This is a genomic window from Ectobacillus polymachus, from assembly GCF_048159605.1.
GTDB classification, from domain to species: domain Bacteria; phylum Bacillota; class Bacilli; order Bacillales; family Bacillaceae_G; genus Ectobacillus; species Ectobacillus polymachus.
The window spans coordinates 19,990-43,681 of record NZ_JBLREB010000004.1; the positions used below are offsets into that span (position 1 = coordinate 19,990).

The following is a 23,692-nucleotide window of genomic DNA, read 5'->3' on the forward strand; positions in this document are numbered from 1 at the left end:
GATGTCAAACGAAGTGGTAAAACAACACATCAAAGAGCTTCGAGAAATAATAAACAAACTGAATCACGAATATTACGTTTTAGACAATCCATCTGTTTCTGATGCAGAATATGATCGATATATGCAAGAGCTAATTCGTCTTGAAGAGGAGCATCCTGAGTTTAAGTCTGACGATTCGCCGACTGTACGCATTGGCGGCGAGGCGCTAGATATGTTTGAAAAAGTAATCCACAAATCACCTATGCTAAGCCTGGGCAATGCCTTTAATGAAGAGGATATTCGGGACTTTGATCGTAAGGTACGTCAAGGAACAGGGAAAGAAAATGTCAGATATGTATGTGAGCTAAAGATTGACGGACTTGCCGTTTCCCTTCATTATGAAGAGGGAAAGTTCGTAAAAGGCGCTACCCGTGGAGATGGTGTAGTCGGGGAAGACATTACGAATAATATAAAGACGATTAAAGCGATCCCACTCCGTCTGCATAGACCGCTGACCTTAGAAGCGCGCGGCGAAGCGTATATGCCAAAGCGGTCGTTTGAGCGAGTGAATCGCGAAAAAGAAGAACAAGGTGAAATGCTGTTTGCTAATCCGCGTAATGCTGCAGCAGGGTCATTGCGTCAATTAGATCCGAAAATTACTGCCAAAAGGCATCTCTCCTTCTTCGTCTATGCGATGGCAGGGCTAGAAGGTCAGCCGATTTCTTCCCATAGCGAAGCATTAAATTTCTTTGGAGAACTAGGATTTAAGACAAATCCTCATCGCCGTGTTTGCGAGACCATTGAAGAAGTGCTTGCCTATGTAGAGGAGTGGAAGGAAAAGCGTCCTACACTAGACTACGAAATTGATGGAATAGTTATTAAAGTAGATGATATAGAATTGCAGGAAGTACTCGGAACAACTGTGAAAAGCCCGCGCTGGGCGATTGCTTATAAATTTCCAGCAGAAGAGGTTGTAACAAAGCTTATTTCGATTGAGTTGAACGTAGGTCGTACTGGAGTTGTGACGCCAACAGCAAACTTAGAACCAGTTCGTGTAGCAGGTACAATTGTTCGTCGTGCTTCCTTGCACAATGAGGATCTAATTCGTGAAAAGGATATACGAATAGGTGACTATGTTGTAGTGAAAAAGGCAGGGGACATTATACCAGAAGTTGTACATCCGTTAAAGGAACGCCGAACAGGCTCAGAGCTGGAGTTTCATATGCCGGATCATTGCCCAGAATGTGAGGATGAGCTTGTACGATTGGAGGGTGAAGTTGCGCTTCGATGTTTAAATCCTGCTTGTCCAGCACAAATTCGTGAAGGATTGATTCATTTCGTTTCGCGTGATGCGATGAATATTGATGGGTTAGGAGAGCGTGTGATTACGCAGCTTTACGAAGAGCATCTTGTGCATACAGTAGCTGATATTTATACGTTAACGAAGGAGCAGCTGCTTTCCTTAGAACGATTTGGTGAAAAGTCTGCATCGAATTTAATTACTGCCATTCAAGCGTCTAAACAAAATTCATTAGAAAAACTTCTCTTTGGTTTGGGCATTCGCCATGTAGGGGCAAAGGCAGCTCGTACTTTGGCTCTTCATTTTGAAACAATGGAAAGCCTACAACATGCTACTGCCCGAGAATTAACGATTATTCATGAAATTGGAGAAAAAATGGCCGATTCCATCGCTACCTATTTTGAAAATGATGAGGTCCATCATTTACTTGAGAAGTTACAAGAGTATGGTCTTACGATGACATACAAGGGTCCTAATCTTTCTGAAGTAGAGACGGCTGCTTCTTATTTTTCTGGTAAAACCATTGTACTAACAGGGAAGCTAGAGACGATGGGACGAAGCGATGCAAAGAAGCGTATTGAAGAACAAGGCGGTAATGTAGCAGGAAGTGTAAGTAAAAGCACAGATTTAGTCATTGCCGGCGAGGCAGCTGGTTCGAAACTTGCCAAGGCTGAGCAATTTGGTATTGAGATTTGGGATGAAGCTAGGTTTACACAGGAGCTAATGAAATAAGAGGTGCAAACGAAAAATGAAAAAGCTAGCAGTGCTAATAATGAGTCTAGGTCTGATCCTCAGTGGATGTAGTTCAGGCATGCAAAAGAATGGACAATCCAGTCAGCAGTCAGGTCAATCGAATAATACGATCATTCCGAAATATTCAATTTCAGATGATTATTATAAAACGATTCTTCCTTTTAAACCAGGAGCAGCAAGAGGTTTAGTGTTACAAGGATTGAATACACGCATGGATATAGATGAGTTTGAAATGGGTCTTATGCGTATTGCACAAAATACATTTAGCACAAAAGATTTTTACTATCAAGAAGGTCAATATTTAGATTCAACAACAGTGCAGCAGCTTCTTCTTCGGAAAAGAACCGATGCACAGCAAAAGGATGCCGAGAGTAAGATACCCGCAACCACGGGTACGAAACCAAAAGTACCGAATATTGGGTTGAATCCAGCATATGATCCAAATGCACCCGGAACAACGGATCAAAAAAATCAAAAGAGTCCTATCTATCTTTCTAACATTTTAGAGAATGATTACGTAACAAAGGATAGCAACGGGAAAGCGAAGCTAGGCGGAATTGTAATTGGACTTGCTATGAATAGCGTTTATTACACAAATCTTCCTGATAATGAAGGTGGATATCCACGTGAGTATGAAATTCCGCTTCAGGATACAATTAATCAAGGAAAGCAAATGGCACAATCAGTTTTAGATACACTCCTTACTAAAAATGAAGAAGCAAGGAATGTTCCGATTACAATTGCCATTTATCGTCAGCAAGCTAAATCGTCTTTAGTACCAGGTAATTATGTAACGTATGTGAACCTAGATAAAGGGCAAACAAAAGTGGATGGGTGGAAGGATGTTAACGAGCAATATTATTTATTTCCATCTGCCCAAGCTTCAAATGATCATAAAGACGATGCAACGAGAATATTAAATTTTAAAACCAGTCTTTCTGATTATTTTCCAAATGACTATACAGCTGTAGTAGGCAAAGGCTTCTATAAGGATACCCAGCTAAAGAGTATGGATTTGGATATTCCAGTGCAGTTTAAAGGAAAAGCAGAGGTAATTGGCTTTACCCAATATGTTGCAGGTCTTGTGATGGAACAGTTTCCAAATTATATTAAAGTGCAAGTAAATATTCACTCTACTGATAAACAAGAGGCGATGATTACTCGTGATGTGAATCAAGATAAACCAACGGTTCAAATTTTTGATTAATCATTTTAGACTGACGCAAAAAGGTCGTTGAAAGAACGACTTTTTGCGTCAGTTTTTTGTATACGATGATAGTGATCTTATGGGGTATCCATGGTGATGTTAGAAAAACAAAGTTTTAAGAATACATACAAATTTCTGATATAATGGATAACATTATGACATTTGAATCGAGGGGAAAAGTATATGGATCATATAAGTATAGGAATCATAGTATTTCTAATGGCATTTGGATTTATCGCATCATTTATTGATTCGGTTGTAGGAGGAGGAGGCTTGATCTCCATTCCTGCCCTTCTTTTTGTGGGATTGCCGCCTTCTGCTGCAATTGCAACAAATAAGCTTGCAGCAACTATGGGATCTTTAACAAGTACAGTGTATTTTATTTGTCAAAAAAAAGTTGATATGAAAATTATAAAACGCTTATTACCGTTTACTATTGTAGGAGCTACGATTGGGGCATTTGTTTTAAAATACATATCTTCTGAAATATTACGGCCGCTTGTGTTAATTTTATTAGTCCTTGTTGCTCTGTATACTTTTTTAAAGAAAGATTGGGGAACTGTTTCTACGTATAAGGGGTTAACGAAGGGGAAAAGTATTTTATTTTTAGGCGTGATTCTGCTGATAGGTTTTTACGATGGTTTTTTTGGTCCTGGAACCGGATCTTTTCTTATCTTCGCTTTTTTAACGATTGGATTTGACTTTATTTCTGCGGCCGCAAATGGTCGAATATTAAATTTTGCTAGTAATATTACTGCCCTACTTGCTTTTATATTCTTAGGTACAATTCATTATGAATACGGAATTGTAATGGGAGTATCTATGATCATTGGGGCTTATACTGGTACAAAATTTGCAATGAAAAAGGGAGTAGGATATGTACGCATTTTATTTCTCGTTGTAACCGTATTATTAATTGGGAAAAATGTTGTGGACTATTTTCATTTAATGTAAGAAAAAGGGCAGCGAGATTGCTGCCTTTTTTACGTGAGAATTTATTTTGTGGAATAAGAGGTTGGGTGTTATCCTCGATTGTATTTGTTATCTTGTTCCAACTGTTTCCATTTGTTTCCTAGTACTGGCGGGATATATTGTTTCATTTTTTGTAATAGGTCAGCTGCGTTGTCTGAGGATACCATAAGGTCGAAATGGTTGGAGTTCATAAATTCTTCTGTTATCGATTGTTTCATCATTACAAGCAAAGGATTGTAATATCCTTCAATATTATAGAGTCCAATCGGCTTTTTATGGATTCCAATTTGCGCCCAGCATAATGTTTCAAACAACTCTTCTAATGTGCCATATCCGCCAGGAAGTGCTACAAAGCCATCAGCCATTTCACTCATCGTTGCCTTTCGTTCATGCATATCGTTTACCTCAATTAGCTGTGTTATGCCTTGATGCGCCATTTCGCCGATAAATAGGCCCTTTGGCATAATACCAATAACATTGCCTCCAAGAGCTAGCACCGTGTTTGCTAGCTCTCCCATTAAGCCCATACGAGATCCACCATAAATCAACTGTAAGTTTTGTCTTACAATTTCTTCGCCTAGTTGTCTAGCATGTTCTTTATATTGAGGACGTACTCCTAGATTAGAACCTGCATATACACATATGTTTTTCATTCTTCCACCTCGGGTACAGGGAATCCATACATACATTCATTCGTATCGTACAGCATATTGCTATGAACGTAAAGGAAAGAGGATAGTCGAACAAGGAGATTTTCTAGTTAAGCATAGAGGATTCAACATTATATTCTTTGAATACTCATCCTATGCTAAATCATATAATGATTGAAAGTGGAATGGATTATAAAAAAGGGGGGTGCATTCTATGGTAGTTGCATATAAGCATGAACCATTCACAGATTTCAGTTTAACGAACAATAGACTCGCATTTGAAGAAGGATTACGGACGGTAAATTCCTATCTAGGTCAGCAGTATCCGCTGCGAATTGGCGGAGCATTGATTACGACAGAAGAGAAAATCATATCAAGTAATCCAGCAAATCGAGAAGAAGTGATTGGTTATGTTGCAAAGGCGAATCTGGAACTTGCACAGAAGGCAATGCAGGTGGCGGATGAAACCTTTGCAACATGGAGAAAGTCGAACCCTGAAATGCGTTCTAATATTCTGTTTCGTGCTGCAGCCATTATTCGACGAAGAAAGCATGAGTTTTCAGCGCTATTAGTGAAAGAAGCAGGAAAGCCATGGAATGAAGCAGATGCAGATACAGCGGAAGCTATTGATTTTCTCGAATACTATGGACGCCAAATGATAATGATGAAAGATGGCGTAGCTGTGCAAAGCCGCCTAGGTGAACGTAATCGCTTTACATATATACCTCTTGGAGTGGGAGTCATTATTTCTCCGTGGAATTTTCCGCTTGCCATTATGGCTGGAACTACGGTTGCAGCTATCGTGGCTGGGAATACCGTTGTATTAAAACCAGCCAGTGCGACGCCGGTGGTTGCCGCAAAATTTGTTGAAGTCCTATATGCGGCAGGGCTTCCAGCAGGCGTTGTTAATTTTGTACCAGGAAGCGGTACGGATATTGGTGATTTTTTAGTCGATCATCCACGAACACGTTTTATTAGCTTTACCGGTTCAAAAGAGGTAGGGAAGCGTATTTATGAGCGGGCAGCGAAAGTCAGCCCGGGACAAATTTGGCTTAAACGAGTCATTGCTGAAATGGGCGGCAAGGATGCCATTATTGTAGATAAAGAGGCGGATATAGAACAAGCAGCACGTTCCATTGTTACTTCATCGTTCGGATTTTCAGGGCAGAAATGTTCGGCATGTTCAAGGGCTATTATTGTGGAAGATGTGTACGATGATGTTATAGAACGTGCAATCACACTAACCAAACAGTTGAAACTAGGAAACCCTGAAGAAAGCAATATTAACATAGGACCTGTTATTGATAAGAATGCATATGAAAAAATAATGAAGTATATTCAAATTGGCAAAGAAGAAGGGAAGCTGAAGGTAGGAGGAGAGGGAGACAATCGGATTGGCTGGTTTATCGAGCCAACGATTATTGCAGATGTACCGGAAGATGCTCATATTATGAAAGAAGAAATTTTTGGACCTGTCGTTGCATTTTGCAAAGCAACCGATTTTAGCCATGCTTTAGCTATTGCCAATAACACTGAGTATGGATTAACAGGGGCAGTTATTTCAAATAATCGTGAACATATCGAGCAATCACGAGAAGATTTTCATGTTGGTAATTTATACATTAACCGAGGCTGTACAGGAGCCATTGTTGGGTATCAGCCTTTCGGAGGCTTCAATCTATCAGGTACCGACTCGAAGGCTGGTGGACCAGACTACTTACTGCTTCATATGCAAGGAAAAACGATATCTGAGATGTTTTAAGAATGATATGTAGTAAGAAAGGGGCCTCCTCAAAAGGGAATGGTTTTCTCCCTTTTGAGGAGGCCCCTTTTTGAATTTAATAAGATTGAATAAGAGTTAGATTACTAGCACTTACATATACGCTGCTATACTGCGGATTGTCTGAAACAAGCTCATACATCGTGCCTTCCGGTGTTTGAATCGTATTCTTAATGGCCGCAATAATTTCGTGATTCGTTACGTATGCAGTTTGCCCTGCTAAATTTTGTACAAGTTTTACGCCTGATTGTACTTTTCCTAATTGATACGTATGGAGATTTTTGTTTCCGTACATGACGTCTAATTTATGCATGACTGATGAGATTTCATTTGACCAGTTGCTATCACTGGCATAATACATATTCATACCTCGTGCTTTATCACCTAAAAACCCGCCATTATAAAAGAGAGAATTAGGAGTTAAATAGTTTTTATCAATATATTGTGCACAATAGTCTATGCCTTGTTGCAGGGTAGCGAAGGATGCTGCGCCTCCGTAAGGATTGGAATCAATTGCTTGAAATCCGAATAGATTGTTTTTATCTCTAGCAATGCTGCTTGTTCCCCATCCTGATTCTATAATTGCATGAGATAATAAATAACCTGCATTAATATGGTATTTATTTGCCGCATCAATAAAATATTGCCCCGTTCCAACTAGAGGACTGTCAGGACGATTTGCCTTTATAAATTGATTAAGCTGGTCAGCGGTGTAGTTTGCTGTAACACGAAGCGGCATATATTCGAAATATTGATAGCTATCTTGCCCTCCGATAGAAGTTCGATCATATGCTGCATATTGTACTCCTTGTGTTAAATGAGTCGGAGCATAGCCGACGTTATAGGAATAATAGTTGCTGTTACTGGCGTCGTATAAATTGTATATTAGGTTGCCATTATTAACTGTGTAATACGATGTTGGAGAATGCAGCATAGCTGGGAATAGTGTGACATCTTGCAGTGCTACATATCCTTTTAATCCATCAAGTGTGACATAAATAAGTGATCCGACCGCTTTTTCAAATTTTAAATCAGTATTCGGTGCTACATAGGTAAGCTTTTGATTTGTAACAGGGTCGTAAATGTTCACAACGCCATTGGTTCGCACAAAGCCATTTTTCATATCAATAATTTGTCCGTTACGTGTCACATAGCCATCTTCTTGAGATGAAGATAATAGGGATTCCGCATCCGTAAGATTGCCTTTTAGGATCTTGTTGTTAGGTGTGATAACGGTATAGGATACGTCGGTTGTGACTTGGGATAGGAATCCGGACGAAACGTATGCATAGGAGCCATTGTATTGAATTTTCGTCCATCCATTCTCTGAGCTTATGGCTTGTATTGTCTGACCCTTGTTTAGCTTACCGATTATCTTCCCTGAAGTAGATGGTGTATTACGCACATTTAGAACTGTAGCTGTAACTGTTGTCGTTTGTTCTTGGGCTAGCGGTTTAATTGAAAGAGCCGGGATATATGCTTCCTTGTTGTTAAATATGATTTTTATCCAATCTCCGCTTTGTTCTACTATGCTAACACTGCCCCCTTTGTTAAGGGTACCAATTGAGGTTGAGGTATACGATGCCCCATCTCGAACATCCACTTGTGGAACTGTGATAGTTGCCGTAGTCGTTGGGACAGATGGATTCACCGGATTAGAGCCGCCAGATGAATTAGTAAACTGTAAGAAGTCTAAAGAAACGAAAGCGTCCTTGCCGTTAAAGGAAATCTTAGCCCAGCCGTTAGCAGAGCTAAGGACAGAAACGGATTGTCCTTTGAGAAGAGATCCAACAATACTACTAGAAGTAGAAGCGGCAGAACGAACGTTTAAGCGATCGGCATTGACAGTAGCGGACTGCACAGGCGCTGGAGCTGGAGAGCTCGGATTCGCCGGATTAGAGCCGCTGGAAGAGTCGGCAAACTGTAAAAAGTCTAAAGAAACGAAAGCCTCTTTGCCGTTAAAGGAAATCTTAGCCCAGCCATTGGCAGAACTAAGGACAGAAACAGATTGTCCTTTGAGAAGAGATCCTACAACACTACTAGAAGTAGAAGCGGAAGAACGAACATTTAAGCGATCAGCATTAACAGTAGCAGACTGCGCAGGCGCAGGAGCCGGAGAGCTCGGATTCGTCGGATTAGAGCCGCTGGAAGAGTCAGCAAACTGTAAGAAATCTAAGGAAACAAAAGCGTCCTTGCCGTTAAAGGAAATCTTAGCCCAGCCGCCCGAAGAGCTAAGGACAGAAACGGATTGTCCTTTGAGAAGAGATCCTACAACACTACTAGAAGTAGAAGTGGAAGAACGAACGTTTAAACGATCAGCATTAACAGTAGCAGATTGCGCAGGCGCTGGCGCCGGAGAACTCGGATTCGCCGGATTAGAGCCGCTGGAAGAGTCGGCAAACTGTAAGAAGTCTAAGGAAACGAAAGCGTCCTTGCCGTTAAAGGAAATCTTAGCCCAGCCGCCCGAAGAACTAAGGACAGAAACAGATTGTCCTTTGAGAAGAGATCCAACAACACTACTAGAAGTAGAAGCAGAAGAACGAACGTTTAAGTGATCAGCATTAACAGTAGCAGATTGCGCAGGAGCCGGAGCCGGATTAGAGCCGCTGGAAGAGTCGGCAAACTGTAAAAAGTCTAAGGAAACGAAAGCGTCTTTGCCGTTAAAGGAAATCTTAGCCCAGCCATTGGCAGAGCTAAGGACAGAAACAGATTGTCCTTTGAGAAGAGATCCAACAACACTACTAGAAGTAGAAGCAGAAGAACGAACATTTAAGCGATCAGCATTAACAGTAGCAGACTGCGCAGGCGCAGGAGCCGGAGAGCTCGGATTCGTCGGATTAGAGCCGCTGGAAGAGTCAGCAAACTGTAAGAAATCTAAGGAAACAAAAGCGTCCTTGCCGTTAAAGGAAATCTTAGCCCAGCCGCCCGAAGAGCTAAGGACAGAAACNTAAGGAAACAAAAGCGTCCTTGCCGTTAAAGGAAATCTTAGCCCAGCCGCCCGAAGAGCTAAGGACAGAAACGGATTGTCCTTTGAGAAGAGATCCAACAACACTACTAGAAGTAGAAGTGGAAGAACGAACGTTTAAGCGATCAGCATTAACAGTAGCAGATTGCGCAGGAGCCGGAGCCGGAGAACTCGGATTCGCCGGATTAGAGCTACCTGCAGAATTAGCAAGTTGTAAGAAATCTAAGGAAACGAAAGCGTCTTTGCCGTTAAAGGAAATCTTGGCCCAGCCATTGGCAGAGCTAAGGACAGAAACGGATTGTCCTTTGAGAAGAGATCCTATGATACTACTGGAAGTAGAAGCGGAAGAACGAACGTTTAAGCGATCGGTATTAACAGTAGCAGATTGCCCTTGTCCGCTAACTGTAGAAGAACTAGTAGTAGAAGAACTAGTAGTAGAAGAACTAGTAAGTCTGACAAAGTCTAGCGAAACATAAGCTTCTTTACCATTGTATGAAATTTGACCCCAACCATTGCTTTTGTTGATGATAGAAACGGATTGTCCTTGTACGAGAGTGCCTAAAATTGTACTGTTTGTTGAGGGAGCGGATCGGACATTCAAGTGTAAAGTCGCGATTACGCCTTGTTCTGTTGTAGTATTTTCTGCATGGACGTTTGTTGCCATTACAGAAAGTCCGCTAGCAACTAATGAGCCAATAAGTAGAGTATTTGTTGATGCATTCATTATGAAGGATATAAGCATTACTTATATCCATTCCCCCCTTTATAATCAAGAATTTGGAATGGGTACAAATCAATGTATGTAGAATTCTATGGAATGATAGGGTAGCGAGTATTTTTTATTTATGAATCAAATAAAAAAATAAATTATAAAAATACTAGTGAAAATAAATACTATAAATATAAAACATTAGTAAAACAAACTATTTCGCAATATATCGTAACATATAATGGAAAGTAATTGAATTTATATATTGTGAAAAAATTATAAAATATATAAAAAAATATAAGAATAATCTTAACATTTATCATTAGGCTACATGTATTACTTCGAACGCAATACTTCCTATATAACTTTCCGTTTATATCGTCAGTACGAGTGGTATAATGAATCAGGTACAACTATTCTAATTTTTTGATAATTCGTCAGGACGTATTATTTCACTTTATTGTGGAAAAACAAGTCATTCTTTCTACATGTCTTGCTTGTATGTAAGAAAGTTTGGTATCATCAATATTATTGTGTAATGAACGAAATATGTATGGAGGTGTCTGAACGTGTCGAGAATTTCTGTTGATACTGTTAAGCACGTTGCGCATTTAGCACGTCTTACGTTTACTGAAGAAGAGGCTGAGAAGTTATCTAAACAGCTTGATGCTATTATTGGATTTGCTGAGCAATTAAATGAATTAAATACGGATGATGTAAAGCCGACATTCCATGTGTTAGACATGAAGAATGTTTTGCGTGAAGATGTACCAGTACCAGGCTTAAAGGTTGAGGATGTACTGAAGAACGCACCTGATCATAAAAACAATCAAGTCCGCGTGCCAGCGATTATAGAATAGAGGAGGGGAACTGACTGTGTCATTATTTGACTATCCCGTATCAGAATTACATAAAAAGCTACATAGCAAAGAAATTTCTGTTACCGATTTAGTAGATGAATCCTACAAGCGTATTACAAAGGTAGAGGACAAGGTAAACGCATTTCTAACATTAGATGAAGAAAACGCGCGTGCAAAAGCAAAATTGCTAGATGAAAAGCTAGCTAAGTCAGACGAAACTGGTTTACTTTTCGGTATGCCGATAGGTGTTAAGGATAATATTGTGACGAAGGGTCTTCGTACAACTTGTGCTAGTAAAATTCTAGCAAATTTTGATCCTATCTATGATGCAACCGTTGTTCAAAAGCTAAATCAAGTAGAAACGGTAACAATCGGTAAATTAAATATGGATGAATTTGCAATGGGTTCTTCTAATGAAAACTCAAGCTTTTATCCAACAAAAAATCCTTGGAATATCGAATATGTACCAGGTGGTTCCAGCGGTGGTTCTGCTGCATCAGTGGCAGCTGGAGAAGTTTTATTCTCATTAGGCTCTGATACTGGTGGTTCTATACGTCAGCCTGCGTCTTTTTGCGGCGTAGTTGGTTTAAAACCTACATATGGTCGTGTATCACGTTTCGGTCTTGTAGCTTTTGCATCTTCTCTTGATCAAATTGGACCAATTACACGTACAGTTGAAGACAATGCGTATTTATTACAAGCTATCTCCGGATTAGATAAAAATGACTCCACTTCTGCAAATGTACCGGTGGCAGATTATGTATCAGCTTTAACAGGAGATGTAAAGGGACTACGGATTGCAGTTCCGAAAGAATACTTAGGAGAAGGTGTGGGCGAAGAAGCACGCCAATCTGTGTTAAACGCACTTAAAGTATTAGAAGGTCTTGGTGCAACGTGGGAAGAAGTATCTCTTCCACATTCTAAATACGCACTTGCAACCTATTATTTGCTTTCTTCCTCTGAAGCTTCAGCCAATCTTGCTCGCTTCGATGGTGTTCGCTACGGTTACCGTACAGATAATGCTACAAACCTATTAGAAATGTACAAGCATACGCGCAGCGAAGGCTTTGGTGATGAAGTAAAACGCCGTATTATGCTTGGAACATTTGCTCTTAGCTCTGGTTATTATGATGCGTATTATAAGAAAGCTCAAAAGGCTCGTACATTAATTAAAAACGATTTTGATGAAGTGTTTAAGAATTACGATGTTATTATTGGACCAACAACTCCAACTCCAGCATTTAAAGTAGGAGAAATCATTGATGATCCATTAACGATGTATGCAAATGATATTTTAACAATCCCAATGAATCTTGCAGGTGTTCCAGGTATCTCCGTACCATGCGGTTTCGCAGCAAACGGTATGCCATTAGGCTTGCAAATTATCGGTAAGTATTTTGACGAAGCAACGCTTTATCGCGTAGCACATACATTTGAACAAGCTACTAACTATCATGAACAAAAACCACAATTATAAGGGAGGCGAAACGAGATGAATTTTGAAACAATTATTGGTTTAGAAGTCCATGTAGAATTAAAAACAAAAACAAAAATGTTCTCAGCAAGTCCTAATATCTTCGGAGCGCCCCCAAATACACAAACGAGCGTAATTGATTTAGGCTATCCAGGTGTTCTTCCTGTGATAAATAAAGAAGCGGTTGATTTTGGAATGAAGGCTGCAATGGCTTTAAATTGCCAAATTGCAACGGAAACGAAATTTGATCGTAAGAACTATTTCTATCCTGATAATCCGAAAGCTTACCAAATCTCACAATTTGATCAACCAATCGGAGAACATGGTTGGATCGAAATTGAAGTGAACGGTAAGAAGAAGCGTATCGGTATTACTCGTATTCACTTAGAGGAAGATGCTGGTAAGTTAACGCATGCTGCGGGCAATCATTCTCTTGTCGATTTCAACCGTCAAGGAACACCCCTTATTGAAATCGTATCTGAACCAGATATTCGTACACCAGAAGAAGCTTATGCTTACTTAGAAAAATTAAAGTCCATTATTCAATATACAGGTGTATCTGATTGTAAGATGGAAGAAGGTTCTCTTCGTTGTGATGCAAATATTTCAATCCGTCCTGTAGGTCAAGAAGAATTTGGTACGAAAACAGAATTGAAGAATCTAAATTCCTTTGCATTCGTTCAAAAAGGACTTGAATACGAAGAAATACGTCAAGAACAAGTATTGCTTTCTGGTGGTGTAATTGAGCAAGAGACACGCCGCTATGACGAAACAACGAAGACAACGATTTTGATGCGTGTAAAGGAAGGATCCGATGATTATCGTTACTTCCCAGAACCAGATCTTGTCGAGCTTTATATCGATGATGAATGGAAAGAACGTGTTCGTGCAACGATTCCTGAACTACCAGATGTACGTAAAAAACGCTATGTAGAAGAGCTTGGACTTCCTGAGTACGATGCGAAAGTATTAACCTTAACGAAGGAAATGTCTGACTTCTTTGAAGCGACAGCAGCAAACGACGCTGATGCAAAGCTTGCTTCTAACTGGCTCATGGGTGAAGTATCTGCTTATTTAAATAAGAATCAAAAAGAACTTCATGAGATTGCGTTAAAGCCGGAAAGCTTAGCTAAGATGATTCAGCTTATTGAAAATGGTACGATTTCTTCTAAGATTGCGAAGAAAGTATTTGCTGAATTGGTGGAAAACGGCGGAAATCCTGAGTCGATTATTAAAGAAAAAGGTCTTGTGCAAATTTCTGATGAAGCAACACTTCGAAAATTTGTTACAGACGTTCTTGATAAAAATGAACAGTCTATTGAAGACTATAAGAACGGGAAAGACCGTGCTATTGGCTTCCTAGTTGGACAAATCATGAAGGCGACAAAAGGACAAGCAAATCCACAGCTTGTAAACAAGATTTTATTAGAAGAAATAAACAAACGTTAATAGAAGAAAACGAACAGTAGAAAGAATGGACGAGGATGTACATAAAAGAGGATATACTTACTCTTTTTGTCATCCTCTCTTTTATATAGGGGAATCTTATAAAAAATATAATCAAACGTTTGATTATATGAAATTATAGTTGCAAAATTATGTTCATAATGATACATGTATGAAGAGAAGGAATTTTTTACAATATTAAGGATGATGGGAAATGAAACGTGCAAGAGTGATTTATAACCCGACATCTGGTAGAGAGATGTTTAAGAGATATTTGCCAGATGTACTTCATAAATTAGAATCAGCCGGCTATGAAGCATCCTGTCACGCTACGAAGTGTGCAGGTGATGCAACGAAAGCAGCTAGAGTGGCGGCAAAGCGTGGATTTGATATTGTCGTTGCAGCGGGGGGCGATGGTACATTAAATGAAGTTGTAAATGGCTTAGTGGGACAAAAACACCGTCCGAAGTTAGGAATCATCCCTGGTGGAACGACGAACGATTTTGCTCGTGCAATTGGAGTATCACGTTCTATAGAAGAAGCAATAGACATCATATGTGACGGATATTCTATTCCCCTTGACATCGGGCGAGCGAATGACAAGTATTTTATTAATATTGCTGGTGGCGGGCGAATTACAGAGCTAACATATGAAGTGCCGAGTAAGCTGAAAACAGTCCTTGGACAACTCGCTTATTATCTGAAAGGTATTGAAATGCTACCTTCCTTAAATCCTACTTACGTTGAAATTGAATACGATGGGAAATTGTTACAAGAAGAAATTACGTTGTTTTTAATTACAAATACCAATTCGGTCGGAGGCTTTGAAAAATTAGCACCAGACGCATCCATTAATGATGGTTTGTTTGATTTGCTTGTATTAAGAAAAGGAACACTAGCAGATCTCATAAAAGCAGCAACACAGGCAGTTCGCGGAGAACATATTAATAACCCGCAAATTCTATATACGCAAGCAAATCGTATTAAAGTACATACACCGGATAAATTAATGATTAATTTAGATGGTGAGTACGGTGGAGACACACCAATGGAATTCGAGAATATGTATCATTACCTGGAGGTATTTGTCCCTCAAAGCTAAATAACAAAAAGGATTATGACAATCCTTTTTGTTATTTCTTTTCTTGCACAATTTCAATAAACTGATTCATCGTCATGATAGGGGTAATGTCAAAGCGATTAATTACATATTTTTCATTGGGATCCCTTTTTTCTACAAAGACCCCTTTCTTTGTTGTTACAGCATATTCATAATATTTTTTAGTAAGTTCAACGACATGATCGTTATAATACCCAACTGGATAGGCGAGGGAGATGACCGGTTTTCCTGTTACTTCTGCTATCTTATCGCGGGAATCTTTAAGTTCCTGTTCCGCATTTGGTACATAAGGTAAATTTGCATGATCTACAGTATGTGATTGGATTGAAAATATGCCAGAGTCTGACATCATTTTGATTTCTTCTGCCGATAAATATCCGGGCTTACCAAAAAAGCTTGATATCACAAATGCAGTAGCTGTAGGTGTAAAATGATCATCCTTTAGTTTTTTGAAAATGTAGAAAGCATTTAAGTTATCTTTCATTCCGTCGTCAAATGTAATGAATATAGGCTTATTAACTTTATTTATGTCATTCCAATGTTCAAAGGTTAGCAGTGTATATCCATTATCTTTTAAATATTTCATATGTGCTTCAAATGTACTAGGTGAAACAAAAAGTCCTCTAAGTCCTTGTCCATGATACTCATCAATTCCGTGGTACATTAAAAAAGGAACACTTTGCTGAAACGTAATAGCTGAATGTACAAGAGGAGTAGAAGTACCGTCGGGTTTAATGCCAACTGTATCAATTTGATATTCGCCTCGTTTCCAATCAAACGATTGGAGAGAGAATGGCAAAGCAAAGTTGTTGTTTGCAGCATCTTTAGAAGAGAAAACTTTTGCGCTGCTTTCTCCATCTGCAACACGCCATATTCGATATTGTACTTCAGAAAATGAATCTCTTAGTTCCTTCGTATAAAGAACGGTTTGTTTTGACTCATAGTTAATAGGATCCCACGTAATGATTCCTTGTGTTGTCAGAATAGGTTTACTTTCTTGCTTCACATTCGCTTTTTGAACAGCAACAATTGATTTTTCTTCAGATTTTAATGATAAGTTTGCTGAGGAACAGCCTGCTGCAATAAGAGAAACAAGAAGTAAAATAACTGTATATTTCCATATCATTTTATTCTTCATCCCTTTATATAATAATTCTATTTTTTATCCCGCTTTAACGGGCAGTAAGACCCCCACTTCAAGGCTTAGAGAAATTGGAAAAGGCTAAGTGGGGGATAACTGCCCGTAAAAGTCCGTATTGGTCGGGCTAACCTTCGGTGGAAAAAAAACCCACCGAGGGAAGTTTCACTTTATCATACCACTCTCTACTAAACAAAATATAAAGTTCGCAAGATCCTTATATTCTCTTAATAAATTTACGAATGATTTACAAAAAAGAAGATAGATTGTCAGATTTTTTAATAGTAAAAAAGGGTTCCTTACAAGAGATCCCTACTTTTTTGTAAGTAGGGATTCTATTTATCTAATACATATACTATTCAAATCATGTTTCCTGAATCGCATCGATAAACCGATTCATTGACATAGTAGGTGTAATATAAATTCTCTCCATTAAGTAGTGTTCATTCGGTAAACCTCTTTTAACAAAGTGCCCATCGTTTGTTGTGACGGCAAAATCATAGTACTTTTTCGTATGTTCAATTACTTTATCATTATATACGCCAATAGGATATGCAAGGGAAACAACGGGTTTTCCAGTTATAGACGAAATTTTTTTCGAGGAATCTTCAAGCTCCTGTTCAAGATTCGGTACCTTTGTTAAATAGTCATGGGTCACAGAATGAGATCCCATTGAAATAATACCGGAATCAGACATCAATTTTATATCATTTGCTGATAGGTACCCATCCATATCGATTAATGCGGATATCATATAAATAGTAGCTGCAGGTTGGAACGAATCATCCTTTAGTTTTTTCAACACATTGTATGCATTAAAATTATCCTTCATGCCATCATCAAATGTAATGAAAATAGGTTTATTAACACGGTTTCTTTCATTCCATCGTTCAAATGTTAATAGGGTATAGCTATTGTCTTTTAAGTATTGCATATGCGTTTCAAATTGGGTTGGAGGGACATATAGACTTTTAATACCTACCCCGCGGTATTCATCAATACCATGATACATTAATATAGGAACAGTCTGTTCAAATGTGATTGTTGAACTTACAAGAGGAATATTAGAACCATCTTCCTTTATCCCAACTGTTTCAATCTGGTATTCACCGCGTTTATAGTTAAATGCTTGTATAGAGAAAGGTAAGGCAAAGTTTTTCTCCGTATCTTTAGAAGAGAAGATGTGTGCGCTTTGAGGACCATCTGCGATACGCCAAATCGTATATTGTACTTCTGTTAAGTTGTCTTGGAGGTCTTTCAAATAAAGTGTGGTTTGCTTAGATTTGTCAGTAATGGGATCCCAGGTGATAAGACCTTGTGAACGAGGAACAGATGCTTGGTTCACAGCTGGTGTTGGTATTGCCACTGCGTTGTCTTCTTGTTTCAATCGTTGTTCAGGAGATGAACAGCCGACAGTAATCATAGAAGCAAGTAGGATTACAAGTGCATACTTTATCATCATCTTCATTCCCTTATACGTAATTAGTTCAAATGTACCATAATATTACAAAATAGGGAATGGTTTTTGGGGTTTTCCTTTATAGTATATAATTCTATTCATTGCTTATATAAAAATATGTAAAGGCTGAGCATAAATCAGATTCTCTTCTGACTTATGTCCCAGCCTCTATTTGTATCTATATTTATTTTGCCACAGTTTGTTCGTCTGCTTCCATAGCTTTGATAGATTCAGCTACCTTCACCATCATGGAACATTCGATTCTCTTACGGAAGATGTCACAACTGAAGTCGTAGGTTCCGTTTATGGAGCCGGTTGCGTGCAGCGCGTTGGCAGGGCATCCGCCACTGCAGTAAAGTTTCGCCCAGCAGTCTTGGCATTCTGGCTTCGAGTAGCAGTTGCTCTCTTTGAATTGACATTGCGTCTCTGGTTTTGTGATTCCGTCCCAGATGTTTCCCATGCTGTATTCTTCATCCCCAACGAATTGATGGCAAGGGAAAAGCTCACCCCATGGTGTGACAGCGAGATATTCAGTTCCTGAGCCGCAGCCAGAGATTCTTTTTTGGATGCAAGGACCTTCTGATAGATCTAGCATGTAATGGTAGAAGGTAAAGCCATTGCCGTTTTCCTCGCGCTTTAGCATTTCCTTAGCAAGAATCTCGTACTGGTTGTAAATCTCTGGGAGGTCCTTCTCGGTAAGTGCATATGGCTCCCGTGGATCACAGATGACCGGTTCCATTGAAAGCTTGTCGAAACCAAGATCTGCAATGTGAAAAATGTCATTGGTGAAGTCTACATTGTTATGAGTGTAGGTTCCACGTACATAGTATTCTTTGTCTCCACGCTTTTTGACGAATTCTTGGAACTTCGGAACGATATAATCGTAGCTGCCCTTTCCATTGACCGTTTTGCGAAGTCGGTCATGGACCTCTTTTCTTCCGTCAAGACTCAATACGACATTGTACATTTCCTGATTCAAGAAATCGGTGACCTCATCATTTAACAACATACCATTCGTCGTGAAGGTGAAACGAAACTTCTTTTTATACTCTTTTTCTTTGCTTCTTGCGTAAGCAACAATCTGCTTGACAATCTTCCAGGCCATAAGGGGTTCCCCGCCAAAGAAGTCGACGTCAAGATTTCGGTGATGACCGGAGTTTTCCAATAGGTAATCGATGGCTCTTTGTCCAACCTCATAGCTCATGATTGCTCTGTCTCCGTTGTATTTCCCTTGGCTTGCGAAGCAGTATTCGCATGATAGATTACACGTATGCGCAACATTGAGGCAGAGGGCCTTTACATAAGTCTTACGATTTCTTAAATCAATTGAGAGGTCCTTATATTCATCCTCAGTAAAGAGTTGGCCGTCATTCTTTAATTCCTCGACAGCCGCGATTGTTTCGCGAATGTCTTCCTCAGAGATGTCAGCATCATGTGCGTGCTTTTCCAGCAGCATTGTTACAATTTCTTCTTTTGGTGTATTCTCATAAAGTTCGATGGCTTCATAGGCGAGGTCGTCGACAACATGTACCGATCCACTGTAGGTGTCGAGCACGATGTTGTATCCGTTTAATTTATATTGATGAATCATACTTGATAACAAGCTCCTTTTGTCCAAAAAATTGCCGCCCAGTTGCTTTGCAGCCTGGGCGGTACATTTTCTGTTTCTATCTGTTCATTGTGTTTTCACACTTTTGATTTGCAACTCCGCAAGACGTTTTGCAAGCGGATTGGCAAGATGTTTGGCATGCGCCGCATCCACCATGTTTTTTAGTATCCATTAGTTTACGAGTGCTTAGTGTTACGATTCTTTTCATCATGCGCGGCCCCTTTTGAAATAGTTTTTAAGTTAAGTAATGTAAAAACATTCACAATGATAGATATTGTGAAACTTTTCACAATGTTTCCAATGATAATTTTAACAACACCTCGGGTTCCCGTCAATCATTCCGAATGTCTTATTACTGCGGTTTGAATTATATATAGTAAAAGCGTGTTTTGATCCATTATTTTTCAAAACACGCTCTTTTACTTATTAGAGGCTAGCTAGAATGATCAGTTTGAGGTTTTAACATTTTGGCAAATTGCTCCAGTGTTGTTTTGTACTGTACATATTGCCGTGGCATTTTTAGATATTCGTTTGGAGTTCCCTTTTCAATAAATAGTCCTTGATGGACAGTTACAGCGAATTGATAATATTTTTTTGTTTCTTGCACGACTTCTTCATTATAATTGCCGTATGGATAGGCAAAGGCAAAGACAGGCTTTCCTGTTATGGCTTCTAGTACATCTTTCGCCTTTCCTAATTGATATTGGTAATTTGTAATCTCTCGTAAATCTGGATGCGTCATCGTATGGGATTGAATCGAGAAAAATCCAGATTGAGACATGTCCCGTAATTGTTCAGCTGTTAGTCGATGATGTCTTCCTACGTAGCCGGCTACTACAAAAATTGTACCAACAGGTTGAAATTCTGCACTTTTCATCTTTTTAAAAATATTCCAGGCATTTATATTATTCTCATAGCCATCATCAAGAGTAATAAAAACGGGATTATTTACGGTATTTACTTCATTCCAGCGTTCAAATGTTAACGGTGTATAGTTATGTTCTTTTAAATATCTAACTTGTGCTTCAAAGTTTTCTGGTGAAACATACAATTCCTCTAAGCCACTCCCCTTAAATTCAGCAATAGAATGATACATTAAAATAGGAACGTACTGCTGAAAAGTGACTTGTGTTTTTGCAATTGTGTCAGTAGGCTTGCCATTCTTTAGTCGCAATGCTTCTATTTCATATTGACCACGACTCGATTCGAATTGCTTCGTATCTAGCGTAAAGGAAAAGTTAGATTGTTTGTCAGCAGATGTAAAGGTTTTTATATGTTCAGGTCCATCAGCTGTGCGCCAAATACGATACATTACTTCATTTGTATTCGAAGGAGCTTGTTTGATGGAGAGGGTAACAGAAGTTGCTTCAGCTGAAATGGGATCATGCACAATTTCGGCTTTTGGTGAAGCAAATGTAACAGAAGACATCAGTAAAACAAGCGTTGTATATATAATTGCAGCACGCATACTATCCCTTCTTTCTTAAACATAATGTTATTGTTCCACATTTTCGAAATTTCTTGCATTCTACCTACACATGAATAGAAAAATAAGAACAAGATAAGTTACGATGAACGCTGGAAACACGAGAGAAGAGGGATGTCATGCGTATAAATGAGATATCAATATCGGCTATAATACGAAGTCTTACTTTTCCTTCACAAGTGAGGCAAATTGATCGATTGTTGTACTGTTATGAATACGAACTCGCTGCATGAGAAGAAGTTCATTCGGAGTTCCATGCTCTTCAAATTGTCCTGGTTTTGTCGTTGTGGCAAATTTATAATATTTCTTCGCCTCTTCCACTACACTGTCGTTCACATGCCCAAATGGATAAGAAATTGCGATAACTGGTTTTCCTGTAATGGATTCGATTTTTTCCTTTGAATCTTTAAGTTCTACTTTGCAATTAGAAAGCGTTGGAAGATCAGCGTGAGAAAGCGTGTGAGATTGTATAGAGAAAAGCCCGGAGTTTACCATTTCTTTTAAGTCTTCATGTGATAGCCAAGAAGGTCCGGTAGCGTTGGCGATAACATAAGCGGTTGCTTTCGGATTAAAGGAGGTATCCTTTATTTTTTTTAGAATAGAAAACGCGTGTATATTGTTTTTCATACCGTCATCAAATGTGAGAAAAATAGGCTTATTCACTTCATATCGTTTTTCCCACTGTTCAAATGTTAATAGGGTATACCCATTTTCTTTTAAATATTGCATTTGTTTTTCAAATGCTGCTGGGGTCACAAATAAGTCTTTTATCCCTAAGCCGTGATATTCATCAATTGCATGGTACATAACAATTGGAATGGGATGCAAAAACGTAAATCTATCTTCTCCAAACAGGATGGCAGTTCCATCTTGTTTTATACCATAAGCTTCTATACTGTATTCTCCACGCTTATTCATAAATTTCTTTGTGTCCAATACAATTGAGAAATGATTATGTATATCCGAAGAAGAGAAGGACTTCCTACTGCTTCTTCCATCAGCAGTTCGCCATATATAATAGAGGATCTCCTTCCAATCTCCTGTATTATTTTTTATATAAATAGCGGTAGAGGTTGAGTCATATGGAACAGAATCATATGCAATTCTATTTATGGAAAGATCGCCTGGATATACGTGCGCGGCAGTAACAGTTATGCTGTTCCAGAGCATACTAAGTAGAGAAGTGAGGATAATAAAGGCTATTTTCATTCCTATTTGGTCATCTCCTAGTTGGAATATTTGGTGTAATTTCTATAAGAAGTTTTTACATAAAGGATCTGAATGTAATGTTATTGTTCCATATTTATATATTTTCTTGCATTCTCCTTATCATTCTGCAATAGAAAAACAAAGACCAGATATGTTACAATGATACGCAGCAAATTCGAAAGAAGAGGGAACGTTATGACACCACCAATTCAAAAGAATGAATATATAGATGTAGTATTTGAAGATATGACACATGAAGGAGCCGGAGTAGCAAAAATCAACGGCTATCCGATTTTCGTACCAAATGGTTTGCCGGGAGAACAGGCAGAGGTAAAAGTGATAAAGGTAAACAAAAACTTTGCGTTCGGTCGGTTAATCGAGCTAAAAACAGAAAGCCCTTATCGGCAGGAGCCGCCATGTCCGGTCTATAAGCAATGCGGCGGCTGCCAAATGCAGCATATGACGTATGAAGGACAATTAAAGATGAAGGAAAAGCAAGTAAGGGACGTCATGCAGCGAATCGGAAAATTAACGAACGTATCCATTCATCCTGTACTTGGCATGGAAGAGCCGTGGAGCTATCGCAACAAAGCACAGGTTCCAATTGGGGAAAGCGAAGCAGGTCTTATTGCTGGTTTTTATAGAAAAGGAACGCATGACATCATCGATATGAACAAATGCTTGATTCAAATGGAACTAAACGATGAACTTGTGCAAGAGGTGAAATCCATTTGTAACCAATTTGGTATACAGGCTTATGATGAAGCATCTCATAAAGGAACTCTTCGTCACGTTATGGCTCGTTACGGCGCAACATCTGGAGAAATCATGATCGTTTTAATCACACGAAAAGCACATCTCCCGCATCGTGATGAAATTATAAACGAGTTAGTAACGAAATTTCCATCAATTAAGTCTATCGTCCAAAATGTAAATGATAAACGTACAAACGTTATTTTTGGAGACAAAACAACCGTGCTTTACGGCTCGGAATATATATATGATCGGATCGGAAACGTTCAATTTGCCATTTCCGCACGATCCTTCTATCAGGTAAATCCAGTCCAAACAAAGGTACTTTATGACAAAGCACTTGAGTATGCGAACTTAACTGGTGAAGAAACAGTTATTGATGCTTACTGCGGCATCGGTACGATTTCCTTATTTTTAGCACAACAAGCAAAGAAGGTTTATGGTGTCGAAATCGTGAAAGAAGCAATCGAAGATGCCAACCGCAATGCTGAGCTAAACGGAATGACGAATGTGGAGTTTGCAGTTGGAGAAGCAGAGAAGGTTATTCCTAATTGGTATAAGCAAGGTATTTCAGCTGATGTTATCGTTGTGGACCCGCCGCGTAAAGGCTGTGGTCAAGAGCTTTTGGATACGATTATTGCAATGAAACCGAAGCGTGTGGTGTATGTATCTTGTAATCCTGGAACGTTAGCGAGAGATTTGCGGATATTGGAAGACGGCGGGTTTGAGACGAAGGAGATTCAGCCGGTGGATATGTTCCCGCAGACGATGCATGTGGAGTGCTGTGCGTTGATAGAGAGAATCGAAGAATAAGCCAGATGGA

Annotated in this window: 18 protein-coding genes; 9 read left to right on the forward strand and 9 right to left on the reverse strand. The window is 39.1% G+C overall.

Features of this window, described 5'->3' with window-relative positions; all coding sequences use genetic code 11:
- Nucleotide 1 precedes the first annotated feature (1 nt).
- From ligA to ACM5BR_RS15285, 3 genes are all read left to right on the forward strand, one after another.
- Nucleotides 2-2,011 (forward strand): NAD-dependent DNA ligase LigA, encoded by a 2,010-nt coding sequence (ligA, locus tag ACM5BR_RS15275; RefSeq protein WP_416828872.1) that lies wholly within the window; start codon nt 2-4, stop codon nt 2,009-2,011.
- Nucleotides 2,012-2,027: 16 nt separating this feature from the next.
- Nucleotides 2,028-3,239 carry a CamS family sex pheromone protein gene (locus ACM5BR_RS15280; RefSeq protein WP_416828873.1) on the forward strand — a complete coding sequence of 404 codons (1,212 nt, stop codon included), beginning with the start codon at nt 2,028-2,030 and terminating at the stop codon, nt 3,237-3,239.
- Nucleotides 3,240-3,422: 183 nt separating this feature from the next.
- Nucleotides 3,423-4,193: a TSUP family transporter gene (locus ACM5BR_RS15285; RefSeq protein WP_416828874.1), complete on the forward strand. Its 771-nt coding sequence runs from the start codon at nt 3,423-3,425 to the stop codon at nt 4,191-4,193.
- 68 nt (nt 4,194-4,261) lie between these two features.
- Here the strand turns inward: ACM5BR_RS15285 and ACM5BR_RS15290 are convergent, their stop codons facing one another.
- Nucleotides 4,262-4,864, reverse strand: a complete 603-nt coding sequence (locus tag ACM5BR_RS15290) for an LOG family protein (RefSeq protein ID WP_416828875.1) — start codon at nt 4,862-4,864, stop codon at nt 4,262-4,264.
- Between the two features lie 211 nt (nt 4,865-5,075).
- On the opposite strand from ACM5BR_RS15290, the gene pruA reads away from it, so the two are divergent.
- Entirely contained in the window at nt 5,076-6,623 is a 1,548-nt protein-coding gene (pruA, locus tag ACM5BR_RS15295) for an L-glutamate gamma-semialdehyde dehydrogenase (RefSeq protein ID WP_416828876.1), read from the forward strand.
- Nucleotides 6,624-6,699: 76 nt separating this feature from the next.
- Here the strand turns inward: pruA and ACM5BR_RS15300 are convergent, their stop codons facing one another.
- Together ACM5BR_RS15300 and ACM5BR_RS15305 are read right to left on the reverse strand one after the other, a co-directional pair.
- Nucleotides 6,700-9,693 (reverse strand): SH3 domain-containing protein, encoded by a 2,994-nt coding sequence (locus ACM5BR_RS15300; RefSeq protein WP_465245459.1) that lies wholly within the window; start codon nt 9,691-9,693, stop codon nt 6,700-6,702.
- Nucleotides 9,575-10,348, reverse strand: a complete 774-nt coding sequence (locus ACM5BR_RS15305; protein ID WP_416828878.1) for an SH3 domain-containing protein — start codon at nt 10,346-10,348, stop codon at nt 9,575-9,577. The genes ACM5BR_RS15300 and ACM5BR_RS15305 overlap by 119 nt, the downstream gene beginning before the upstream one ends.
- Before the next feature lie 536 nt (nt 10,349-10,884).
- On the opposite strand from ACM5BR_RS15305, the gene gatC reads away from it, so the two are divergent.
- The 4 genes from gatC (at nt 10,885) to ACM5BR_RS15325 (ending at nt 15,197) form a co-directional block, all read left to right on the forward strand.
- The gene (gene gatC, locus ACM5BR_RS15310; protein WP_416828879.1) at nt 10,885-11,175 is read left to right on the forward strand and encodes an Asp-tRNA(Asn)/Glu-tRNA(Gln) amidotransferase subunit GatC; all 291 of its coding nucleotides are present in this window, start codon (nt 10,885-10,887) and stop codon (nt 11,173-11,175) included.
- A gap of 16 nt (nt 11,176-11,191) precedes the next feature.
- Nucleotides 11,192-12,652 (forward strand): Asp-tRNA(Asn)/Glu-tRNA(Gln) amidotransferase subunit GatA, encoded by a 1,461-nt coding sequence (gatA, locus tag ACM5BR_RS15315; RefSeq protein WP_416828880.1) that lies wholly within the window; start codon nt 11,192-11,194, stop codon nt 12,650-12,652.
- A gap of 15 nt (nt 12,653-12,667) precedes the next feature.
- On the forward strand, nt 12,668-14,098 hold the full coding sequence (gene gatB, locus ACM5BR_RS15320; protein ID WP_416828881.1) for an Asp-tRNA(Asn)/Glu-tRNA(Gln) amidotransferase subunit GatB: 1,431 nt from the start codon (nt 12,668-12,670) through the stop codon (nt 14,096-14,098).
- Nucleotides 14,099-14,309: 211 nt separating this feature from the next.
- On the forward strand, nt 14,310-15,197 hold the full coding sequence (locus ACM5BR_RS15325) for a diacylglycerol kinase (RefSeq protein WP_416828882.1): 888 nt from the start codon (nt 14,310-14,312) through the stop codon (nt 15,195-15,197).
- Nucleotides 15,198-15,228: 31 nt separating this feature from the next.
- Here ACM5BR_RS15325 and ACM5BR_RS15330 read toward each other — a convergent pair whose 3' ends face one another.
- The 6 genes from ACM5BR_RS15330 to ACM5BR_RS15355 all read right to left on the reverse strand — a co-directional run bounded on the left by ACM5BR_RS15330 (nt 15,229) and on the right by ACM5BR_RS15355 (nt 22,116).
- Nucleotides 15,229-16,341, reverse strand: coding sequence for a polysaccharide deacetylase family protein (locus tag ACM5BR_RS15330; RefSeq protein ID WP_416828883.1), 1,113 nt, complete (start codon nt 16,339-16,341; stop codon nt 15,229-15,231).
- Nucleotides 16,342-16,717: 376 nt separating this feature from the next.
- The gene (locus ACM5BR_RS15335) at nt 16,718-17,812 is read right to left on the reverse strand and encodes a polysaccharide deacetylase family protein (protein ID WP_416829057.1); all 1,095 of its coding nucleotides are present in this window, start codon (nt 17,810-17,812) and stop codon (nt 16,718-16,720) included.
- A 184-nt stretch (nt 17,813-17,996) separates the two neighbouring features.
- Nucleotides 17,997-19,403: a thioether cross-link-forming SCIFF peptide maturase gene (gene scfB, locus ACM5BR_RS15340; RefSeq protein WP_416828884.1), complete on the reverse strand. Its 1,407-nt coding sequence runs from the start codon at nt 19,401-19,403 to the stop codon at nt 17,997-17,999.
- A 76-nt stretch (nt 19,404-19,479) separates the two neighbouring features.
- Nucleotides 19,480-19,629, reverse strand: a complete 150-nt coding sequence (gene scfA, locus ACM5BR_RS15345) for a six-cysteine ranthipeptide SCIFF (RefSeq protein ID WP_416828885.1) — start codon at nt 19,627-19,629, stop codon at nt 19,480-19,482.
- 225 nt (nt 19,630-19,854) lie between these two features.
- On the reverse strand, nt 19,855-20,889 hold the full coding sequence (locus ACM5BR_RS15350) for a polysaccharide deacetylase family protein (protein ID WP_416828886.1): 1,035 nt from the start codon (nt 20,887-20,889) through the stop codon (nt 19,855-19,857).
- 180 nt (nt 20,890-21,069) lie between these two features.
- Complete coding sequence (locus ACM5BR_RS15355; protein ID WP_416828887.1) at nt 21,070-22,116, reverse strand: polysaccharide deacetylase family protein; 1,047 nt, start codon at nt 22,114-22,116, stop codon at nt 21,070-21,072.
- A gap of 195 nt (nt 22,117-22,311) precedes the next feature.
- Here ACM5BR_RS15355 and rlmD point away from each other — a divergent pair, with 195 nt between their 5' ends.
- Nucleotides 22,312-23,682, forward strand: coding sequence for a 23S rRNA (uracil(1939)-C(5))-methyltransferase RlmD (gene rlmD, locus ACM5BR_RS15360; protein WP_416828888.1), 1,371 nt, complete (start codon nt 22,312-22,314; stop codon nt 23,680-23,682).
- Nucleotides 23,683-23,692: the final 10 nt, after the last annotated feature.

Excerpts from the sequence above, each read along its gene's own strand:
- ACM5BR_RS15330 (WP_416828883.1), bottom strand. The coding sequence starts at position 16,341 with ATGATATGGAAATATACAGTTATTTTACTTCTTGTTTCTCTTATTGCA.
- ACM5BR_RS15335 (WP_416829057.1), bottom strand. The coding sequence starts at position 17,812 with ATGATAAAGTATGCACTTGTAATCCTACTTGCTTCTATGATTACTGTC.
- ACM5BR_RS15280 (WP_416828873.1), top strand. The coding sequence starts at position 2,028 with ATGAAAAAGCTAGCAGTGCTAATAATGAGTCTAGGTCTGATCCTCAGT.
- ACM5BR_RS15285 (WP_416828874.1), top strand. The coding sequence starts at position 3,423 with ATGGATCATATAAGTATAGGAATCATAGTATTTCTAATGGCATTTGGA.
- ACM5BR_RS15355 (WP_416828887.1), bottom strand. The coding sequence starts at position 22,116 with ATGAAAATAGCCTTTATTATCCTCACTTCTCTACTTAGTATGCTCTGG.
- ligA (WP_416828872.1), top strand. The coding sequence starts at position 2 with ATGTCAAACGAAGTGGTAAAACAACACATCAAAGAGCTTCGAGAAATA.
- scfA (WP_416828885.1), bottom strand. The coding sequence starts at position 19,629 with ATGAAAAGAATCGTAACACTAAGCACTCGTAAACTAATGGATACTAAA.
- scfB (WP_416828884.1), bottom strand. The coding sequence starts at position 19,403 with ATGATTCATCAATATAAATTAAACGGATACAACATCGTGCTCGACACC.
- gatB (WP_416828881.1), top strand. The coding sequence starts at position 12,668 with ATGAATTTTGAAACAATTATTGGTTTAGAAGTCCATGTAGAATTAAAA.
- ACM5BR_RS15290 (WP_416828875.1), bottom strand. The coding sequence starts at position 4,864 with ATGAAAAACATATGTGTATATGCAGGTTCTAATCTAGGAGTACGTCCT.
- ACM5BR_RS15350 (WP_416828886.1), bottom strand. The coding sequence starts at position 20,889 with ATGCGTGCTGCAATTATATATACAACGCTTGTTTTACTGATGTCTTCT.
- rlmD (WP_416828888.1), top strand. The coding sequence starts at position 22,312 with ATGACACCACCAATTCAAAAGAATGAATATATAGATGTAGTATTTGAA.
- pruA (WP_416828876.1), top strand. The coding sequence starts at position 5,076 with ATGGTAGTTGCATATAAGCATGAACCATTCACAGATTTCAGTTTAACG.
- ACM5BR_RS15325 (WP_416828882.1), top strand. The coding sequence starts at position 14,310 with ATGAAACGTGCAAGAGTGATTTATAACCCGACATCTGGTAGAGAGATG.